Annotated in this window: 14 protein-coding genes and 1 tRNA gene; all 15 read right to left on the reverse strand. The window is 61.2% G+C overall.

Annotated elements, in window-relative coordinates:
* The coding region (gene tuf / locus KDH09_03655) for an elongation factor Tu (GenBank protein ID MCB0218767.1) at positions 1-126 on the reverse strand (126 nt) is incomplete at its 3' end.
* A gap of 36 nt (positions 127-162) precedes the next feature.
* The gene (fusA, locus tag KDH09_03660; protein MCB0218768.1) at positions 163-2,256 is read right to left on the reverse strand and encodes an elongation factor G; all 2,094 of its coding nucleotides are present in this window, start codon (positions 2,254-2,256) and stop codon (positions 163-165) included.
* Between the two features lie 12 nt (positions 2,257-2,268).
* Positions 2,269-2,739, reverse strand: coding sequence for a 30S ribosomal protein S7 (gene rpsG / locus KDH09_03665; GenBank protein MCB0218769.1), 471 nt, complete (start codon positions 2,737-2,739; stop codon positions 2,269-2,271).
* A 19-nt stretch (positions 2,740-2,758) separates the two neighbouring features.
* Positions 2,759-3,130: a 30S ribosomal protein S12 gene (rpsL, locus tag KDH09_03670; GenBank protein ID MCB0218770.1), complete on the reverse strand. Its 372-nt coding sequence runs from the start codon at positions 3,128-3,130 to the stop codon at positions 2,759-2,761.
* Positions 3,131-3,343: 213 nt separating this feature from the next.
* On the reverse strand, positions 3,344-7,471 hold the full coding sequence (gene rpoC / locus KDH09_03675) for a DNA-directed RNA polymerase subunit beta' (GenBank protein ID MCB0218771.1): 4,128 nt from the start codon (positions 7,469-7,471) through the stop codon (positions 3,344-3,346).
* Between the two features lie 103 nt (positions 7,472-7,574).
* Positions 7,575-11,705 carry a DNA-directed RNA polymerase subunit beta gene (gene rpoB / locus KDH09_03680; protein ID MCB0218772.1) on the reverse strand — a complete coding sequence of 1,377 codons (4,131 nt, stop codon included), beginning with the start codon at positions 11,703-11,705 and terminating at the stop codon, positions 7,575-7,577.
* Between the two features lie 210 nt (positions 11,706-11,915).
* Positions 11,916-12,290 (reverse strand): 50S ribosomal protein L7/L12, encoded by a 375-nt coding sequence (gene rplL / locus KDH09_03685; protein ID MCB0218773.1) that lies wholly within the window; start codon positions 12,288-12,290, stop codon positions 11,916-11,918.
* A gap of 80 nt (positions 12,291-12,370) precedes the next feature.
* Positions 12,371-12,919, reverse strand: a complete 549-nt coding sequence (locus KDH09_03690) for a 50S ribosomal protein L10 (protein MCB0218774.1) — start codon at positions 12,917-12,919, stop codon at positions 12,371-12,373.
* 228 nt (positions 12,920-13,147) lie between these two features.
* A complete protein-coding gene (gene rplA / locus KDH09_03695; protein MCB0218775.1) occupies positions 13,148-13,855 on the reverse strand; it encodes a 50S ribosomal protein L1 in 708 nt (235 codons plus the stop codon).
* A gap of 14 nt (positions 13,856-13,869) precedes the next feature.
* On the reverse strand, positions 13,870-14,301 hold the full coding sequence (gene rplK, locus KDH09_03700; protein ID MCB0218776.1) for a 50S ribosomal protein L11: 432 nt from the start codon (positions 14,299-14,301) through the stop codon (positions 13,870-13,872).
* A 138-nt stretch (positions 14,302-14,439) separates the two neighbouring features.
* Complete coding sequence (gene nusG, locus KDH09_03705; protein ID MCB0218777.1) at positions 14,440-14,970, reverse strand: transcription termination/antitermination protein NusG; 531 nt, start codon at positions 14,968-14,970, stop codon at positions 14,440-14,442.
* A gap of 33 nt (positions 14,971-15,003) precedes the next feature.
* Complete coding sequence (secE, locus tag KDH09_03710) at positions 15,004-15,231, reverse strand: preprotein translocase subunit SecE (protein ID MCB0218778.1); 228 nt, start codon at positions 15,229-15,231, stop codon at positions 15,004-15,006.
* 69 nt (positions 15,232-15,300) lie between these two features.
* Positions 15,301-15,377: transfer RNA gene (locus KDH09_03715), tRNA-Trp, on the reverse strand.
* 25 nt (positions 15,378-15,402) lie between these two features.
* Entirely contained in the window at positions 15,403-15,582 is a 180-nt protein-coding gene (rpmG, locus tag KDH09_03720; GenBank protein MCB0218779.1) for a 50S ribosomal protein L33, read from the reverse strand.
* A partial coding sequence (gene tuf, locus KDH09_03725) for an elongation factor Tu (protein ID MCB0218780.1) occupies positions 15,582-15,736 on the reverse strand: 155 nt, incomplete at its 5' end. The genes tuf (KDH09_03725) and rpmG, both read right to left, overlap by 1 nt.

The raw sequence follows: 15,736 nt of genomic DNA on the forward strand, positions 1-15,736 counted from the left end.
CGCCTGCCCCTTGTCGGCAAGCACCTTCGTGATCGCAGCCGTCAGCGTCGTCTTTCCGTGATCGACGTGTCCAATCGTTCCCACGTTCACGTGGGGTTTGGTTCGCTCGAATTTCTCCTTGGCCATGCCGGAGTCTCTCCTTGGATTCTTTCCTGTGAAAAATTAACTGGCCGCCTGGCCACGGGCCTTGGCGACGATTTCGTCTGCAATGCTCTTGGGGACGTCGGCGTAGTGCGAGAACTGCATCGTGTAGGTGGCACGACCCTGGGTCGCACTGCGAACGTCCGTTGCGTAACCAAACATTTCACCAAGCGGAACGTCGGCGTCGATCACCTGCATGTTTGAACGCTGACGGGTTCCCTTGATCTGACCGCGACGACCGTTGAGGTCGCCGATGATGGTGCCCATGAACTCTTCGGGGCAGACCACCTCGACCGCCATGACCGGTTCCATAATGACGGGGCCGGCCTTGAGGGCGCCTTCCTTGAAAGCCATTGAGCCGGCAATCTTGAACGCCATTTCCGAGGAATCGACCTCATGGTAGGAGCCGTCGAAGAGACTCACCTTGACGTCGACCATCGGGTAACCGGCATACACGCCGCGGTTCATGGCCTCTTCGCAGCCCTTGCGGACCGCGGGGATGTATTCACGGGGAACGACGCCGCCCTTGATCTCGTCGACGAATTCGTAACCGCCACCTGGCTCGAGGGGCTCCAGGCGAATGTGGACGTGACCGAACTGGCCGCGACCACCACTCTGCTTGGCATACTTGTGCTCGACTTCCACCTTCTTGCGGATGGCTTCGCGGTAGGCAACCTGGGGCTTGCCCACGTTGGCGTCCACCTTGAACTCGCGCAGCAGGCGGTCCTTGATGATGTCGAGATGCAGCTCACCCATGCCGGAAATGATCGTCTGTCCGGTTTCCTCGTCGCTCTTGACGCGGAAGGAGGGATCTTCGAGAGCGAGCTTCTGGAGCGAGACGCCCAGCTTTTCCTGGTCGCCCTTGGTCTTGGGCTCGATCGCGATGGAGATGACCGGTTCGGGGAACTCCATGGACTCGAGAATGACCGGGCTCTTCTCGTCGCAAAGGGTGTGGCCGGTGATGGTGGTCTTGAGACCCACAGCCGCGGCGATATCCCCGGCGCGCACTTCCTTGATTTCTTCACGCTTGTTGGCGTGCATCTGGAGGATACGGCCGACACGCTCACGCTTGCCGCTCGAGGAATTCAGGATGTAGGAACCCGCCTCCATCACGCCCGAGTACACGCGGAAGAAGGTGAGCTGGCCGACGAAGGGGTCGGTCATGATCTTGAAGGCCAGTGCGGCAAAGGGCTCTTCGTCGCTGGCCTTGCGGGTGATTTCCTTCTCGGGATCGTCGACGTCCGTGCCCTTGATGGCGGGAACGTCGACCGGCGCCGGCATGTACCAGATGACGGCGTCGAGGAGGTCCTGCACACCCTTGTTCTTGAAGGCCGTGCCGCAGAGAACCGGAATCGCCTTGATGTTGATCGTGACGTTGCGGATGGTCTGGCGGATCTCGTCGACGCTGAACTCGTGACCTTCCAGGAACTTCTCGGCGAATGTGTCGTCGAAGTCACTGAGAGTCTCGAGCATCTTCTCGCGGTATTCCTTGGCCTGATCGGCAAGGTTCGCGGGGATCTCGCCCTCGATCACCGTGGCGCCGAGGTCTTCGGAGCCGTAGGTATGGGCCTTCATGGTCACCAGGTCGACGCTGCCCTCGAACTGATCTTCGGCACCGATGGGAATCTGAAGAACGAGCGGGCGATGGCCCAGGCGCTCTTCGATCTCACCGACGACGTTAAAGAAGTCGGCACCGATGCGGTCCATCTTGTTCACAAAGGCCATGCGGGGGACTTTGTAGCGGTCGGCCTGGCGCCACACGGTCTCGGACTGGGGCTCTACGCCACCGACCGAGCAGAACACGCCCACGGCGCCGTCGAGCACCTTGAGCGAGCGCTCCACCTCAATGGTGAAGTCCACGTGACCCGGGGTATCAATGATATTGACGCGGTGGTCCTTCCAGAAACAGGTCGTCGCGGCGCTCGTGATCGTGATGCCGCGCTCCTTCTCCTGCTCCATCCAGTCCATCGTGGCGGCGCCGTCATGGACTTCGCCGATCTTGTGGCTGATGCCGGTGTAATAGAGAATCCGCTCGGTAGTCGTCGTCTTACCGGCATCAATGTGAGCCATGATGCCGATGTTACGATAGCGGTCGATGGGGTTGCTGCGGGCCACGTTGAGAATCTCCTACCAACGATAGTGGGCGAAAGCCTTGTTGGCTTCGGCCATGCGATGGGTTTCTTCGCGCTTGCGCACCGCGCCGCCGCGACCCATGGAAGCTTCCAGTAGTTCAGCAGCAAGCTTTTCACGCATGCTGCGGCCCGAACGATCGCGCGAGTTGTCGATGATCCAGCGCATTGCCAGCGCCTGACGGCGGTCCTGGCTCACCTCGACGGGCACCTGGTAGTTGGCACCACCGACACGGCGGCTCTTGACCTCGACGTTGGGCTTGACCTGCTCCATCGCCTTGCGGAACACGTCCAACGGGTCGGCACTCGACTTCTCGGCAACGATATCGAGCGCGTCGTAGACAATCGTCTCAGCCGTGCTCTTCTTGCCGTGAAGCATCACATTGTTGATGAACTTGGCCACCAACGGGCTGTGAAACTTCGGATCGGGAAGGATTTCCCGCTTTTCTGCCTTGCTCTTGCGTGACATCTCGGAGCTACCTCTCGCGTTACTTCGGGCGCTTCACGCCATACTTGGAGCGCGCCTGCTTGCGGTTTGCGACGCCGACGGTATCGAGCGTGCCGCGAACAATGTGATAGCGGACGCCCGGAAGGTCCTTCACACGACCGCCGCGGATCAGCACGACCGAGTGCTCCTGCAGGTTGTGACCCACACCCGGGATATAGGATGTGACCTCAAACTTGTTGGTCAGGCGCACACGAGCGACCTTGCGAAGGGCCGAATTGGGCTTCTTCGGGGTCGTGGTATAGACACGCGTGCAGACCCCACGACGCTGCGGACAGCTTGCGAGGGCCGGCGACTTCGTGCGGGTCTTCTGACGGTTGCGTCCTTTGCGGACGAGCTGATTAATCGTTGGCATGGCGCAATCACGCTCCCTGCAATCGTTCCGTAGTGGCCGGGTAGTATTCTCGAAGAACTTGCCTGGCCGAATTCCGAAAAACTCTTATATTTCCTTCGAGTTAGGCCCCAAATTGGCCCTGGTACCCGGGAAGGTGCTGCTTTATAGACGCCGCCCCGGGGCATGTCAAGCACCCGGAGCGGCGTTTTTGTGTCTCTGGACAGGTTTTCAGGCTCAGGCGCTCTCGCCCGCCACCTCGCCTACCGCCGTGGGCTCCAAATTGGGGTCCACAAGCTCAATTTCCAGGTCCTTGTACTTGGCAAGGCCCGTTCCGGCCGGGATCAGGCGGCCCATGATGACGTTCTCCTTGAGGCCTCGCAGGTGGTCGACCTTGCCCGCGATGGAGGCAGCGGTGAGCACCTTGGTGGTCTCCTGGAAGGACGCGGCCGAGATGAAGCTCTCAGTGGAGAGCGAGGCCTTCGTGATACCCAGCAGCAGCGGCTCGGCCGTGGCCGGGCGACCGCCCTGGGCAATGGCTTCCTGGTTCACTTCCTGGAAGCGCCACTTCTCGACCTGCTCGCCGATCAGGAAGCGGGTATCGCCCACGTCCTTGATCTGGACCTTCTTGAGCATCTGGCGGACGATCACCTCAATGTGCTTGTCGTTGATCTTCACGCCCTGGAGTCGGTAGACCTCCTGGATGCCGTCGACGAGGAACTTGGCGAGTTCCTTCTCGCCCAGCACGCGCAGAATGTCGTGCGGGTTCGGAGAGCCTTCCATCAGGGCCTCGCCGGCACGGACGAAGTCGCCTTCGTGCACGGTAATGTGCTTGCCCTTGGGGATCAGGTATTCGCGCGGCTCGCCGACCTCGGGCGTGACAAGCACCTTGCGCTTGCCCTTGGTGTCCTTGCCGAAGGAGACGATTCCGTCGATCTCACTGATGACCGCATGATCGCGGGGCTTGCGGGCCTCGAAGAGCTCGGCCACACGGGGAAGACCACCGGTGATGTCCTTGGTCTTCGTGGTGCCGCGCGGGATCTTCGCCAGCACATCGCCGGCCTCCACGTTGTCGCCTTCGTTGACGACGATGATCGCGCCCACGGGAAGCTGGTAGCGAGCGTCCGCGGTGGAGTTGGGCAACTTGAGCGTGATGCCGTCCTGGTCCTTGATGGAGACACGCGGACGCATATCACTGTCGCGGTATTCGACAATCACCTTGGATGAGAGCGCCGTCACTTCGTCGAGCTGTTCCTGCATGGTGACGCCTTCGATGACGTCGCCGAACTTCACAACGCCGCGAAGCTCGGTGAGAATGGGAACAGTATGCGGATCCCACTCGGCGATCAGATCGCCGCGCTTGATCTGCTGACCGTCCTTGACCATCAGACGCGCGCCGTAGACGAGTGAGTAGCGCTCCTTCTCGCGACCGCTGCCGTCCTCAACCACCACTTCACCGTTGCGGTTGAGCACGATGGGCTGGCCGTTGCGGTTGACGATCAGGTTCACATTTTCCAGACGGACCTTGCCGTCGTTGTGGGAATCGAGCTGCGACTGCACGGCCTTACCACTGGCGGTGCCGCCGACGTGGAAGGTACGCATGGTGAGCTGGGTGCCCGGCTCGCCGATGGACTGGGCGGCAATGATACCGACCGATTCACCGCTGTTGGCCAGGTGACCGCGGGCAAGGTCGCGCCCGTAGCAAAGGGCACAGATGCCGTGTTTGGACTGACAGGTGAGCACCGAACGAATCTTCACGCGCTCGACGCCTGCATCCTCGACAATGGCCATGAGGTCTTCATCGATTTCCTGGTTGGCATCGACAAGCACCTTGCCCGTGACCGGGTCGACGACGTCTTCCAGGGCGGTGCGGCCCAGGATGCGATCGCCCAGGGGTTCGACGACGACGCCGCCTTCGACAAGGGCGACCATCTCCACGCCGTCCATGGTGCCGCAATCGTTTTCGGCAATGATGGAGTCCTGGGAGACGTCCACCAGGCGGCGGGTCAGGTAACCCGAGTTCGCGGTCTTGAGCGCGGTGTCGGCCAAACCCTTACGAGCGCCGTGGGTCGAGATGAAATACTGCAGCACCGAGAGACCTTCGCGGAAGTTCGCGGTAATCGGCGTCTCGATGATTTCGCCCGAGGGCTTGGCCATCAGACCGCGCATACCGGCGAGCTGACGAATCTGCTGGGCACTACCACGGGCGCCCGAGTCGGCCATCATGAAAATGGCGTTGTCGGAGGCGACCTTGCGGGTCTTCCCGTCGGCGTCCTTGATCTCCATGGTGGAGATCTGGCTCATCATGTCCTCGGCAACGACTTCCGTCGCGCCGGCCCAGATGTCGACGACCTTGTTGTAGCGCTCGCCGTGGGTGATGAGGCCTTCGATATACTGGTTCTCGATTTCCAGGGCCTTCTCGGTTGCTTCGGCAAGGATCTTCTCCTTGCTGGCCGGGATGACCATGTCCTTCATGGCGATGGAGATGCCCGCGCGGGTCGCCCATTCGAACCCGAGGTTCTTGAGGCGGTCGGCCAGAAGAACCGTGTTCTTGTCACCGGTGTGGCGGAAACCGTGGTCCACAAGGGCGTTGAGCGCCTTCTTGTCCATCACCTTGTTGATGAGCGAGAACGGGATGTTTTCCTTGTCCGGCAGGATGTCCCACAGGATCATGCGACCGGGCGTGGTCTCGACGCGCTCGCCATTTGGCATGCGCACCTTGATGTGAGCCTGCAGGTCCACGGCGCCGGCGTCGTAGGCAATGCCCACTTCATCGGGCGAACCGAACAGCTTGCCCTCGCCCAGCGCACCCAGGCGCTCGCGGGTCAGGTAGTAGGTGCCCAGCACGATATCCTGCGTGGGACCGATGATCGGCTTGCCGTTGGCCGGCGAGAGAATGTTGTTCGTGCTCATCATCAGCACGCGCGCTTCCATCTGGGCTTCCAGCGAGAGCGGCACGTGGACGGCCATCTGGTCACCGTCGAAGTCGGCGTTGAAGGCCGCGCAGACGAGCGGGTGCAGACGAATGGCCTTGCCCTCGACCAGGACAGGCTCGAAGGCCTGAATGCCCAGACGGTGGAGCGTCGGGGCGCGGTTGAGCATGACCGGGTGCTCGCGAATGACTTCGTCGAGGATGTCCCAGACTTCGGGGCGCTCGTTCTCGACGAGCTTCTTGGCGGCCTTGATGGTCGCCGCGTAGCCGCGCGATTCGAGCTTCGAGTAAACGAAGGGCTTGAACAGCTCAAGCGCCATGCGCTTGGGCAGGCCGCACTGGTGCAGCTTGAGGCTCGGGCCGACCACAATGACCGAACGACCGGAGTAATCGACGCGCTTTCCAAGCAGGTTCTGACGGAAGCGACCCTGCTTGCCCTTGAGCATGTCCGAGAGGCTCTTGAGCGGGCGCTTGTTCGGACCGGTGATGGTCTTGCCGCGGCGGCCGTTGTCGAACAGGGCGTCGACGGCTTCCTGCAGCATGCGCTTTTCGTTGCGGATGATGATCTCGGGCGCGTTGAGTTCCATCAGTCGCTTCAGACGGTTGTTGCGATTGATGACGCGGCGATACAGGTCGTTGAGATCGCTGGTCGCAAAGCGGCCGCCATCGAGGGGAACCAGCGGACGCAGGTCAGGCGGAATGACCGGAACGCGCTCGAGAATCATCCACTCGGGGCTGTTCTTGCTCTGCAGGAAGGACTCGACGACCTTCAGGCGCTTGGTGATCTTCTGGAGCTTGGCCACCGAGTTGGTCGAGCGCATTTCCTCACGAAGTTCCTTCGAGAGGGGATCGAGCTCCAGCTCGCCGAGAAGCTTGAGCACGGCCTCGGCACCCATGCGGGCGACAAAGGAAGTGCCGAACTCCTCGATGGCGCGGCGGTATTTCTCCTCGGTGAGGACTTCCGCCTTCTTGAGCGGGGTCTCACCGGGATCGACGACGATGTAGTTCTCGAAGTAGAGAACCTTTTCGAGGTTCTTCGGGGTCACGTCCAGGATCGTGCCGATGCGCGAGGGAAGGCTCTTGAGGAACCAGATATGCGCCACCGGGCTGGCCAGGTCGATGTGACCCAGACGCTCGCGGCGGACCTTGGACTCGATGACTTCGACGCCGCACTTCTCGCAGACGATGCCGCGATGCTTCATGCGCTTGTACTTGCCGCACAGGCACTCGTAGTCCTTGATCGGGCCGAAGATCTTGGCACAGAACAGACCGCCGCGTTCAGGCTTGAACGTACGGTAGTTGATGGTCTCAGGCTTCTTTACTTCGCCATGCGACCATTCCTTGATCTTGTCCGGCGAAGCAAGGCCGATCCGGATCTTGTTGAAGGAAAGCGGGTTCTTGGGCTTCTCAAAAAGGTTGAAAAGATCCTTCACCGTCGACTCCTAATCTGGCTCCCGCACTTTCGCGGGATAAACCCTCAATCAGCAACGCCTGAAAACGGCGCCGCGTCAGTAACTAAAAAGCGCCCTGCCCCGTTCAGCTTCCCGTCGTCGGGATCGGCTGATCGTCTTCGAGCAGGGTGACGTCGAGCGCCAGCGACTGGAGCTCCTTGACGAGCACGTTGAACGACTCGGGAAGGCCCGGTTCGAACACCTGCTCGCCCTTGACGATGGCCTCGTACATCCGGTTGCGACCCTTGATGTCGTCGGACTTGACCGTCAGGAATTCCTGGAGCGCAAACGACGCGCCGTAGGCCTCGAGCGCCCACACTTCCATCTCGCCCAGACGCTGGCCGCCGAACTGCGCCTTGCCGCCCAGCGGCTGCTGGGTGACGAGCGAGTACGGCCCAATCGAACGGGCGTGGATCTTGTCATCGACAAGGTGATGGAGTTTGAGCACGTACATGACGCCCACGGTGACCGGGTTCTCGAACATCTCGCCGGTGCGGCCGTCAATCAGACGCGACTGCCCGGTATCGTCGAAGCCGGCTTTGGCCATCAGCTCGGTGATGTCGGGCTCGTGCGCGCCGTCGAATACGGGCGTTCCAAGGTGCAGACCCTTGCTGAGCTTCTTGGCGGCGTCGATGACGGCATCGTCGTCGAAGCCCTTGAAGATCTTCTCGTAGTCCTTGCCGTAAACGTCCTTGAAGAAGGTACGCAGCTCGGCCGCAGCCTTCTCGCGGTATTCGTCGCAGATCTTCTGGATCTTCGCGCCCATGCCGCGTGCGGCCCAGCCGATGTGAGTCTCCAGGATCTGTCCCACGTTCATGCGCGAGGGAACGCCGAGCGGGTTGAGCACGATCTCAACGGGCGTGCCGTCTTCGAGGTAGGGCATGTCCTCTTCAGGAAGAATGCGCGAGACGACACCCTTGTTGCCGTGGCGACCGGCCATCTTGTCGCCGACCTGCAGCTTGCGCTTGATGGCAACAAAGACCTTCACCATCTTGATCACGCCCGGGGGAAGTTCGTCGCCCTTCTTGAGGCGCGAGATCTTCTCGTCGGTGTGACGCTTGACGAGGGCAATGCGCTCCTCAACGGTATCGAGCGAGCGACGGATCTGGTTGTTGACCTCTTCGTCCTTGAGGACGATGTCGCGATACTTCGAACCGGGAAGTTTCTCGAGCACTTCGGCAGTCAGGGTCTCACCCTTCTTGCACACCATGTTGCCGTCGGCATCGTAGGCGTTTTCGGCAACCTGCTTGTCCTTGAGCAGATCGTAAATCTTGTCATTGGCCGTGCGGCGAATGATGCGGATTTCGTCGGCCTTGTCGAGTTCGAGTTTCTCGACTTCGGCTTCCTCGATCTCCTGCAGACGCTGGTCCTTGTCGACGCCCTTGCGGGTGAAGACGCGGGCGTCGATGACGGTGCCCGTCACGCCCGGCGGAACGCGAAGCGAGGTGTCACGCACGTCGCCGGCCTTCTCACCGAAGATGGCGCGAAGCAGTTTCTCTTCGGGCGAGAGCTGGGTCTCACCCTTGGGCGTGATCTTGCCCACGAGAATCGAACCGGCCTGGACTTCGGCGCCGATGCGTACGATGCCGCTCTCATCGAGATCGGCAAGTGCTTCTTCACCGACGTTGGGAATGTCGCGGGTGATTTCCTCGGGACCGAGCTTGGTGTCCCGGGCAACGGCCTCGAACTCCTCGATATGGACCGAGGTGTAACGATCGCCGGCAACGACGCGCTCGCTCATGAGGATGGAGTCTTCGAAGTTGTAACCACCCCACGGCATGAAGGCCACGAGCAGGTTCTGCCCCAGCGCGAGCTCGCCGTTGGCAGTCGCCGGACCGTCGGCAAGAACCTGGCCCTTGCGCACAACCTCGCCGATCTGAACGATGGGCTTCTGATTGAGGCAGGTGTTCTGGTTCGAACGCTGGTATTTCAGCATCCGGTAGATGTCGATGCCCACGTCGTTGAACGGAGCGATCTCCGCGGTGGCGCGAACCACAATGCGGTTGGCGTCGACGTATTCGACGATGCCGTCACGCTTGGCGGAAATGGCCACGCCCGAGTCGCGGGCGACGGTGCCTTCCATGCCGGTGCCCACGAGCGGGGCCTCCGTGCGGAGAAGCGGCACAGCCTGGCGCTGCATGTTCGAACCCATGAGCGCGCGGTTGGCATCGTCGTTCTCGAGGAACGGGATGAGCGCCGCGGCCACGGAGACGAGCTGGTTGGCGCCCACGTCCATGAGGTCGACTTCCTCGGGCGGAACGAAAGCGAATTCACCAGCGCGACGGGCCTGCACGGTTTCGGTGACAAAGGCGCCGTCGGGGCCAAGCTCGTGGGTGGCCTGCGCGATGGTGTGGCCCTCTTCCTCCAGAGCGGAGAGGTAGGCCACCTCGCCCGTCACGCGGCCGTTTTCGACCTTGCGATACGGGGTTTCAATAAAGCCGTAGTCGTTGATGCGCGCATAGGTCGAGAGCGAGGCGATCAGACCGATGTTCGGTCCTTCGGGCGTCTCGACCGGGCAGATGCGGCCGTAGTGAGTCGGATGGACGTCGCGGACTTCGAAGCCCGCGCGCTCGCGCGTCAGACCGCCGGGTCCCAGGGCCGAGAGGCGGCGCTTATGCGTCACTTCCGAGAGCGGGTTCGTCTGGTCCATGAACTGCGAGAGCTGCGAGGACCCGAAGAACTCCTTGACCACTGCCGAGACGGGCTTGGCGTTGATCAGGTCGTGGGGCATGAGGGTTTCCACTTCGTGGAAGCTCATGCGTTCCTTGATGGCGCGCTCCATGCGAACGAGACCGATGCGGTACTGGTTTTCCAGCAACTCGCCCACGCTGCGCACGCGGCGATTACCAAGGTGATCGATGTCGTCGATGCTGCCCTGCCCGCCCTTGAGGGCCAGCAGGTAGCGGATGACTTCCTTGATGTCGCGATGATCGAGCGTGACCTGCTCGACCGAAGCCTCCAGACCCAGCTTGATGTTCATCTTCACACGGCCCACGCGCGAGAGGTCGTAGCGCTCGGGATTGAAGAACAGGGACTCGAAGAGGTTCTTCGCCGTCTCGAGCATGGGCGGATCGCCCGGACGCAGGCGACGGTAAATCTCCACGAGGGCTTCTTCCTGCGTGATGGTCTTGTCGACCAGCAGGGTGTCGCGCAGCGAGGAGTGATGGACGTGACCGTCCATGTAGAGGATCTCGAAGGATTCGAGCTTGGTCTCGCGGACCTGCTCGAGGATCTCTTCGGTCACTTCCTGGTTACACTCGGCGATTACTTCGCCGGTGTTGGGATTGACGATGTCGTGGGCGACGACCTTGCCGAGCAGCTCGTCGTCCTCGAAGGGAAGACGGGTGATCTTGGCCTCGTGCAGTTTCTCGATCGCGCGATTGTTGATCTTGCGATTCTTCTTGATGAGAACCTCGCGCGTTTCCGGGTCACGGATGTCGCGCGGCGCACGCTGACCGAGCATCAGCTCGGGCTCGAACTTGCGGAACCACTTCTTGCCTTCGTAGGTGACAAGTTCGGTCTTGTAGTATTCGGTGAGGATTTCCTCGTCGTTCATCCCCAGCGCCTTGAGCAGCACCGAGACCGGCAGCTTGCGCCGGCGGTCGATGCGCACGTGCAGCAGGTCCTTGGGATCGAACTCGAAGTCGAGCCAGCTACCGCGGTAGGGAATGATGCGCGCCGAGTAGATCAGACGGCCCGAGGAGTAGTGCTTGCCCTTGTCGTGGTCGAAGAACACGCCGGGCGAGCGGTGCAGCTGGCTGACGATCACGCGCTCGGTGCCGTTCACGATGAACGTGCCGTGCTCGGTCATGAGCGGGATCTCACCGAAGTAGACCTCCTGCTCCTTGACGTCGCGGATCGTCTGCGCGCCGGTTTCCTCGTTCGTGTCCCAAACGACCAGCCGAACGGTGACCTGCAGCGGGGCGGCATAGGTCATGCCGCGCTGGTGGCACTCGTCGACGTCGTACTTCGGCTCTTCAAGCCGATAGCTCACGAATTCGAGGGATGCGGTTTTGTTGAAGTCCCGGATGGGGAAGACGCTTTTGAACACCGCCTGCAGACCCGAATCATCGCGGTCTTCAGGGGCAACGCCCGCCTGGAGGAACTTGTCGTAGGAACGCTTCTGAACCTCGATGAGATTGGGTACATCGATGATGCGAGGGATGCGCGCGTAGGACCTACGGAGCTGCGCTGTTTCAATGCGGGAAACAGACATGGCTACTCCTCAAAGAAGCTACTGGGGCCAGGCCCCAACAATGCCGAAACGACACCAATACCCATGCCCCGCCCGGTGGGGCGAGGTGGGCGTGATGCCTCTCGGGAAAACGGGCATACCGCCCCCTTCAGGGGGGCGGTTACCCTGTAACAATCGCTTCCGCGAGCTGGTGATTGGCGGTCGCTCATGCGAGTCAAGCGGAGAAACCTCCTACTTGAGCTCGACAGTCGCGCCTGCTTCTTCCAGCTTGGCCTTGAGGGCCTCGGCGTCTTCCTTCTTCGCGCCTTCCTTGACGGGGGCGGGAGCGCCGTCGACGAGCGCCTTGGCTTCCTTGAGCCCAAGGCCGGTGGCCTCACGAACGGCCTTGATGACGGAAATCTTGTTTCCGCCGGCGCTCGCCAGAACCACGTCAAACTCGCTCTTCTCGGCGGCAGCTTCGCCACCGGCAGCCGGGGCGGCAGCAACGGCGACCGGAGCGGCAGCCGAAACGCCGAAGGTCTCTTCGAGATCCTTCACGAGTTCCGCTACTTCGAGCAGCGGCATTTCCTTGAGTGCATTCACAATGTCTTCGCGGCTAATAGCCATGACCCAAATCCTCCTGGGACAAAACTTGCTGGTTAATCAAACGGGAACAAAAGCCCGCAGTTTCCAATTTCAGGCTGCGATCAGGCAGCGGCTTTGTGGTCGTGAATCGCCTTGAGTGCGTAGACCAGGTTGCGGGCAACGCCCGAGAGCGCGCCGACCAGGTTGCTGGCCGGTGCATTGATGGAGCCGAGCATCTTGGCAAGCAGCTCTTCCTTGCTGGGGAGCTTGGAGAGCGCGATCACTTCGGCCTCGCTCATCACGCGGCCTTCGAGCCCGCCGGCCTTGACCTGGATGACCTCGTGGGTCTTGGCAAAGGTGACAAGCTCCTTGACCGGCGTGACCGGATCCTCGGCGCCGCTGATCATGATTGCGGTCGAGCCGAAGCAGTGCTCCTGCAGGCCTTCGAGGTCGGTGCCGGCAACGGCGCGACGCAGCATGGTGTTTTTCACCACGCGGAAGCTGCCGCCCACTGCACGCAGCTTGTCACGCAGCTCGCTGGACTCCTCGACGGTCAGGCCCTGGTAGGTCACCATCACGAGGGTTCCACCTTCGGTGATCTGCTTCTTGAGATCCTCGACGAAGGCTTCCTTGACTTCGGTTTTTACGATCTTCTTTACGGCCTGTACCATTTTTTTATCCTCTACAGAGAGTGCGCTCTCTCAAGCCTGGCGGCGGGAAAAACGAAGCCGCTGCGCTGGCCTCATGCTCGGCGGGTGAGAGGTTGAGAACCTTCATTATCGCGCTTCTCTTCGCGCGGCCCGGTGTCTTCGACAAGCTTCCAGCTAGCGGTTAACGCCATCCAAACTGTGTTATTTGCGCTCGGTCTCTCTCCCTGCGGAAATTACGTTTTCTTCGACTCAGGCCCCGGTGCGCGGGCTCTGCTCAGTCAGATCAATGCGAATGCCCGGGCCCATCGTGGTGCTCAGGGCAATGTTGCGAACGTAGGTGCCCTTGGCGCCCGAGGGTTTGGCCTTGATGATTGCTTCCACGGCGGCGCGGAAGTTCTCTTCGAGCTTGCCGGCCTCAAAGCTGGCGCGGCCGATTCCCATGTGAATGATGCCGGCCTTCTCGACCTTGAAGTCGCTGCGACCGGCCTTGAGCTGCTGGACCACATTGGCGACGTCGGCGGTGACGGTGCCGAGCTTCGGGTTGGGCATCAGGCCGCGGGGGCCGAGCACCTTACCGATGCGACCGACCTGGCCCATCATGTCCGGGGTGGCCACGGCCGCATCGAAGTCGAGGAAGCCCTCTTCCTGGATGCGCTTGACCAGATCCTCTGCGCCCACGATGTCGGCGCCGGCGGCCTCGGCTTCCTTGGCCTTCTCACCCTTGGCGAACACGGCGACGCGAACGTCCTTGCCGGTTCCGGCCGGGAGCATGACCGAGCCACGGACCTGCTGGTCGGCGTGACGGGGATCGACGTTCAGACGGATCGCGAGATCCACCGACTGGTCGAACTTGGTCAGCGTGGAGGATTCCTTGATAAGGCCGAGCGCCTCGCCAAGACCATAGGCCTTGTCGCGATCAACCTTATCGGCGAGTGCCTTGAATTTCTTGCCAGCCATTGCCTTGATCCGCCTTAGACGACGTCCACACCCATGCTACGCGCGGTTCCCGCGATCGTGCGCATGGCGCATTCTACGTCGGTGGTGTTGAGGTCGGGGAGCTTGAGCTCGGCAATCTGCCGAACCTGGTCCATGGTGATCCGACCCACCTTGTCCTTGTTGGGCTCGGACGAACCCTTCTCAACCTTGGCCGCCTTCTTGACGAGCACGCTCGCCGGCGGGGTCTTGAGAATGAAGTCGAAGGAGCGGTCCTGATAGACCGAAATCACGCAGGGGATGATCAGGTTTTCTTTGGCCTGCTCCTGCGTGCGATCGTTGAACTGCCGAACGAAGTCAGCGATGTTGATGCCGTGCTGGCCGAGGGCCGGACCCACCGGCGGAGCCGGGGTCGCCTTACCGGCGGGCAGCTGCAGCTTGATCTGACCCGTTATCTTTTTCTCAGCCATTGGGGGCTAACTCCCGAAAAACATTGCCATTTATGGGGCTTCCCGGCAGATTTCTCCAGCCAGGGAGGCGGCATTCTAGAAAGAGGGCTTCACCAAGTCAAGGGCAAACTCCCCAGGCAACGCGGCCTGGGGGCAATTTCAGGCCTTCTCCACCTGCAGGAACTCGAGCTCCACCGGGGTGGCGCGACCGAAAATCGAGACCAGCACCCGGAGCTTGCCCTTTTCGGGCAGAACCTCGTCGACGACGCCGGTGAAGTTCATGAATGGACCGTCCACCACGCGGACGTTTTCGCCCTTTTCGTAGAGGACCTTGGGGGTGCTCTTGTACTGCCCTTCGTCGATCTGCTGGGTCAGCCGGCGGACCTCGTCGTCGGGGATCGACGGCGGGTCCGTGCGGCCGCCCACGAAACCGGTGACCTTGGGCGTGTTGCGCACCAGGTGCCAGGTTTCGTCGGCCAGGGCCATCTGGACCAGAATGTAGCCGGGGAAGAACTTGCGGGAGGTGCTCCGGCGCTTGCCCTTGACCAGCTCGACGACCTGCTCCTGGGGAATGAGGATCTCGCCGAAGCGCTCCTCCATCCCGTAGGCCTTGATCCGCTCCTCAAGGGCCAGCTTGGCCTTGTTCTCAAAGCCGGTGGCGGTGTGAATGACGTACCACTTCATTTCCATCAGGTTCACCTGCAGGTTTGCCGGGGCCGGGCCCTAGCGAACCAGCCACTCCATGATCTTCGAGAGAACAAAATCCACACTGCCGAGAAAGACCGAACTGACGGCAACAAACATCAGCACCACACCGGTGGCCGAACGGGTATCCTTCCACTCGGGCCAGGTGACTTTCTTCGCCTCGGCACGCACGCCCTTGAGGAAGTCCTGGCTCTCGGTGATCAGGCCCTTCTCGGCGGTACCGCTATCGCTCTTGCTCTGCGCCATGCGCTCTATCTACTTTCCAGGCGCTCTCGCGCCCACTTGCCATTCGCCCATCGCCCGCCCGGGCGAAAATGGCAGGCCAGGCTGGATTCGAACCAACAGCCTACGGATTTGGAGTCCGCCGCTCTACCAATTGGAGCTACTGGCCCTTTAAAAGGAACCGCTAAGGACGCATCAACCCTTCGGGTTGGGCAGCTTGCACTCCTTGTGGAGTGTGTGCTTGCGGAGCTTGGGCGAGAACTTCATCAGCTCCAGCTTGTCCTTGGTATTGTTCTTGTTCTTCATGGTCACGTAATTGATGATGCCCGTTTCCGAACACTTGAGACCAATCTGAATTCTGTGATCGCTAGCCATTACTCAATAATCTCCGTAACAACGCCAGCTCCGACGGTGCGTCCGCCTTCGCGGATTGCGAAGCGCACGCCGTCTTCCATGGCGATGGGGGTGATGAGTTCTACTTCCATCTGGGCGTTGTCGCCCGGCATGATCATTTCCGTTCCCTCGGGAA

This window comes from Chrysiogenia bacterium (genome assembly GCA_020434085.1).
GTDB lineage: Bacteria > JAGRBM01 > JAGRBM01 > JAGRBM01 > JAGRBM01 > JAGRBM01.

Bases quoted from the DNA above. Each gene is read 5' to 3' on its own strand.
- rplK (MCB0218776.1), bottom strand. From the start codon at position 14,301: ATGGCTGAGAAAAAGATAACGGGTCAGATCAAGCTGCAGCTGCCCGCC.
- nusG (MCB0218777.1), bottom strand. From the start codon at position 14,970: ATGGAAATGAAGTGGTACGTCATTCACACCGCCACCGGCTTTGAGAAC.
- rplL (MCB0218773.1), bottom strand. From the start codon at position 12,290: ATGGCTATTAGCCGCGAAGACATTGTGAATGCACTCAAGGAAATGCCG.
- rpsL (MCB0218770.1), bottom strand. From the start codon at position 3,130: ATGCCAACGATTAATCAGCTCGTCCGCAAAGGACGCAACCGTCAGAAG.
- rpoB (MCB0218772.1), bottom strand. From the start codon at position 11,705: ATGTCTGTTTCCCGCATTGAAACAGCGCAGCTCCGTAGGTCCTACGCG.
- rplA (MCB0218775.1), bottom strand. From the start codon at position 13,855: ATGGCTGGCAAGAAATTCAAGGCACTCGCCGATAAGGTTGATCGCGAC.
- rpmG (MCB0218779.1), bottom strand. From the start codon at position 15,582: ATGGCTAGCGATCACAGAATTCAGATTGGTCTCAAGTGTTCGGAAACG.
- rpsG (MCB0218769.1), bottom strand. From the start codon at position 2,739: ATGTCACGCAAGAGCAAGGCAGAAAAGCGGGAAATCCTTCCCGATCCG.
- KDH09_03690 (MCB0218774.1), bottom strand. From the start codon at position 12,919: ATGGTACAGGCCGTAAAGAAGATCGTAAAAACCGAAGTCAAGGAAGCC.
- secE (MCB0218778.1), bottom strand. From the start codon at position 15,231: ATGGCGCAGAGCAAGAGCGATAGCGGTACCGCCGAGAAGGGCCTGATC.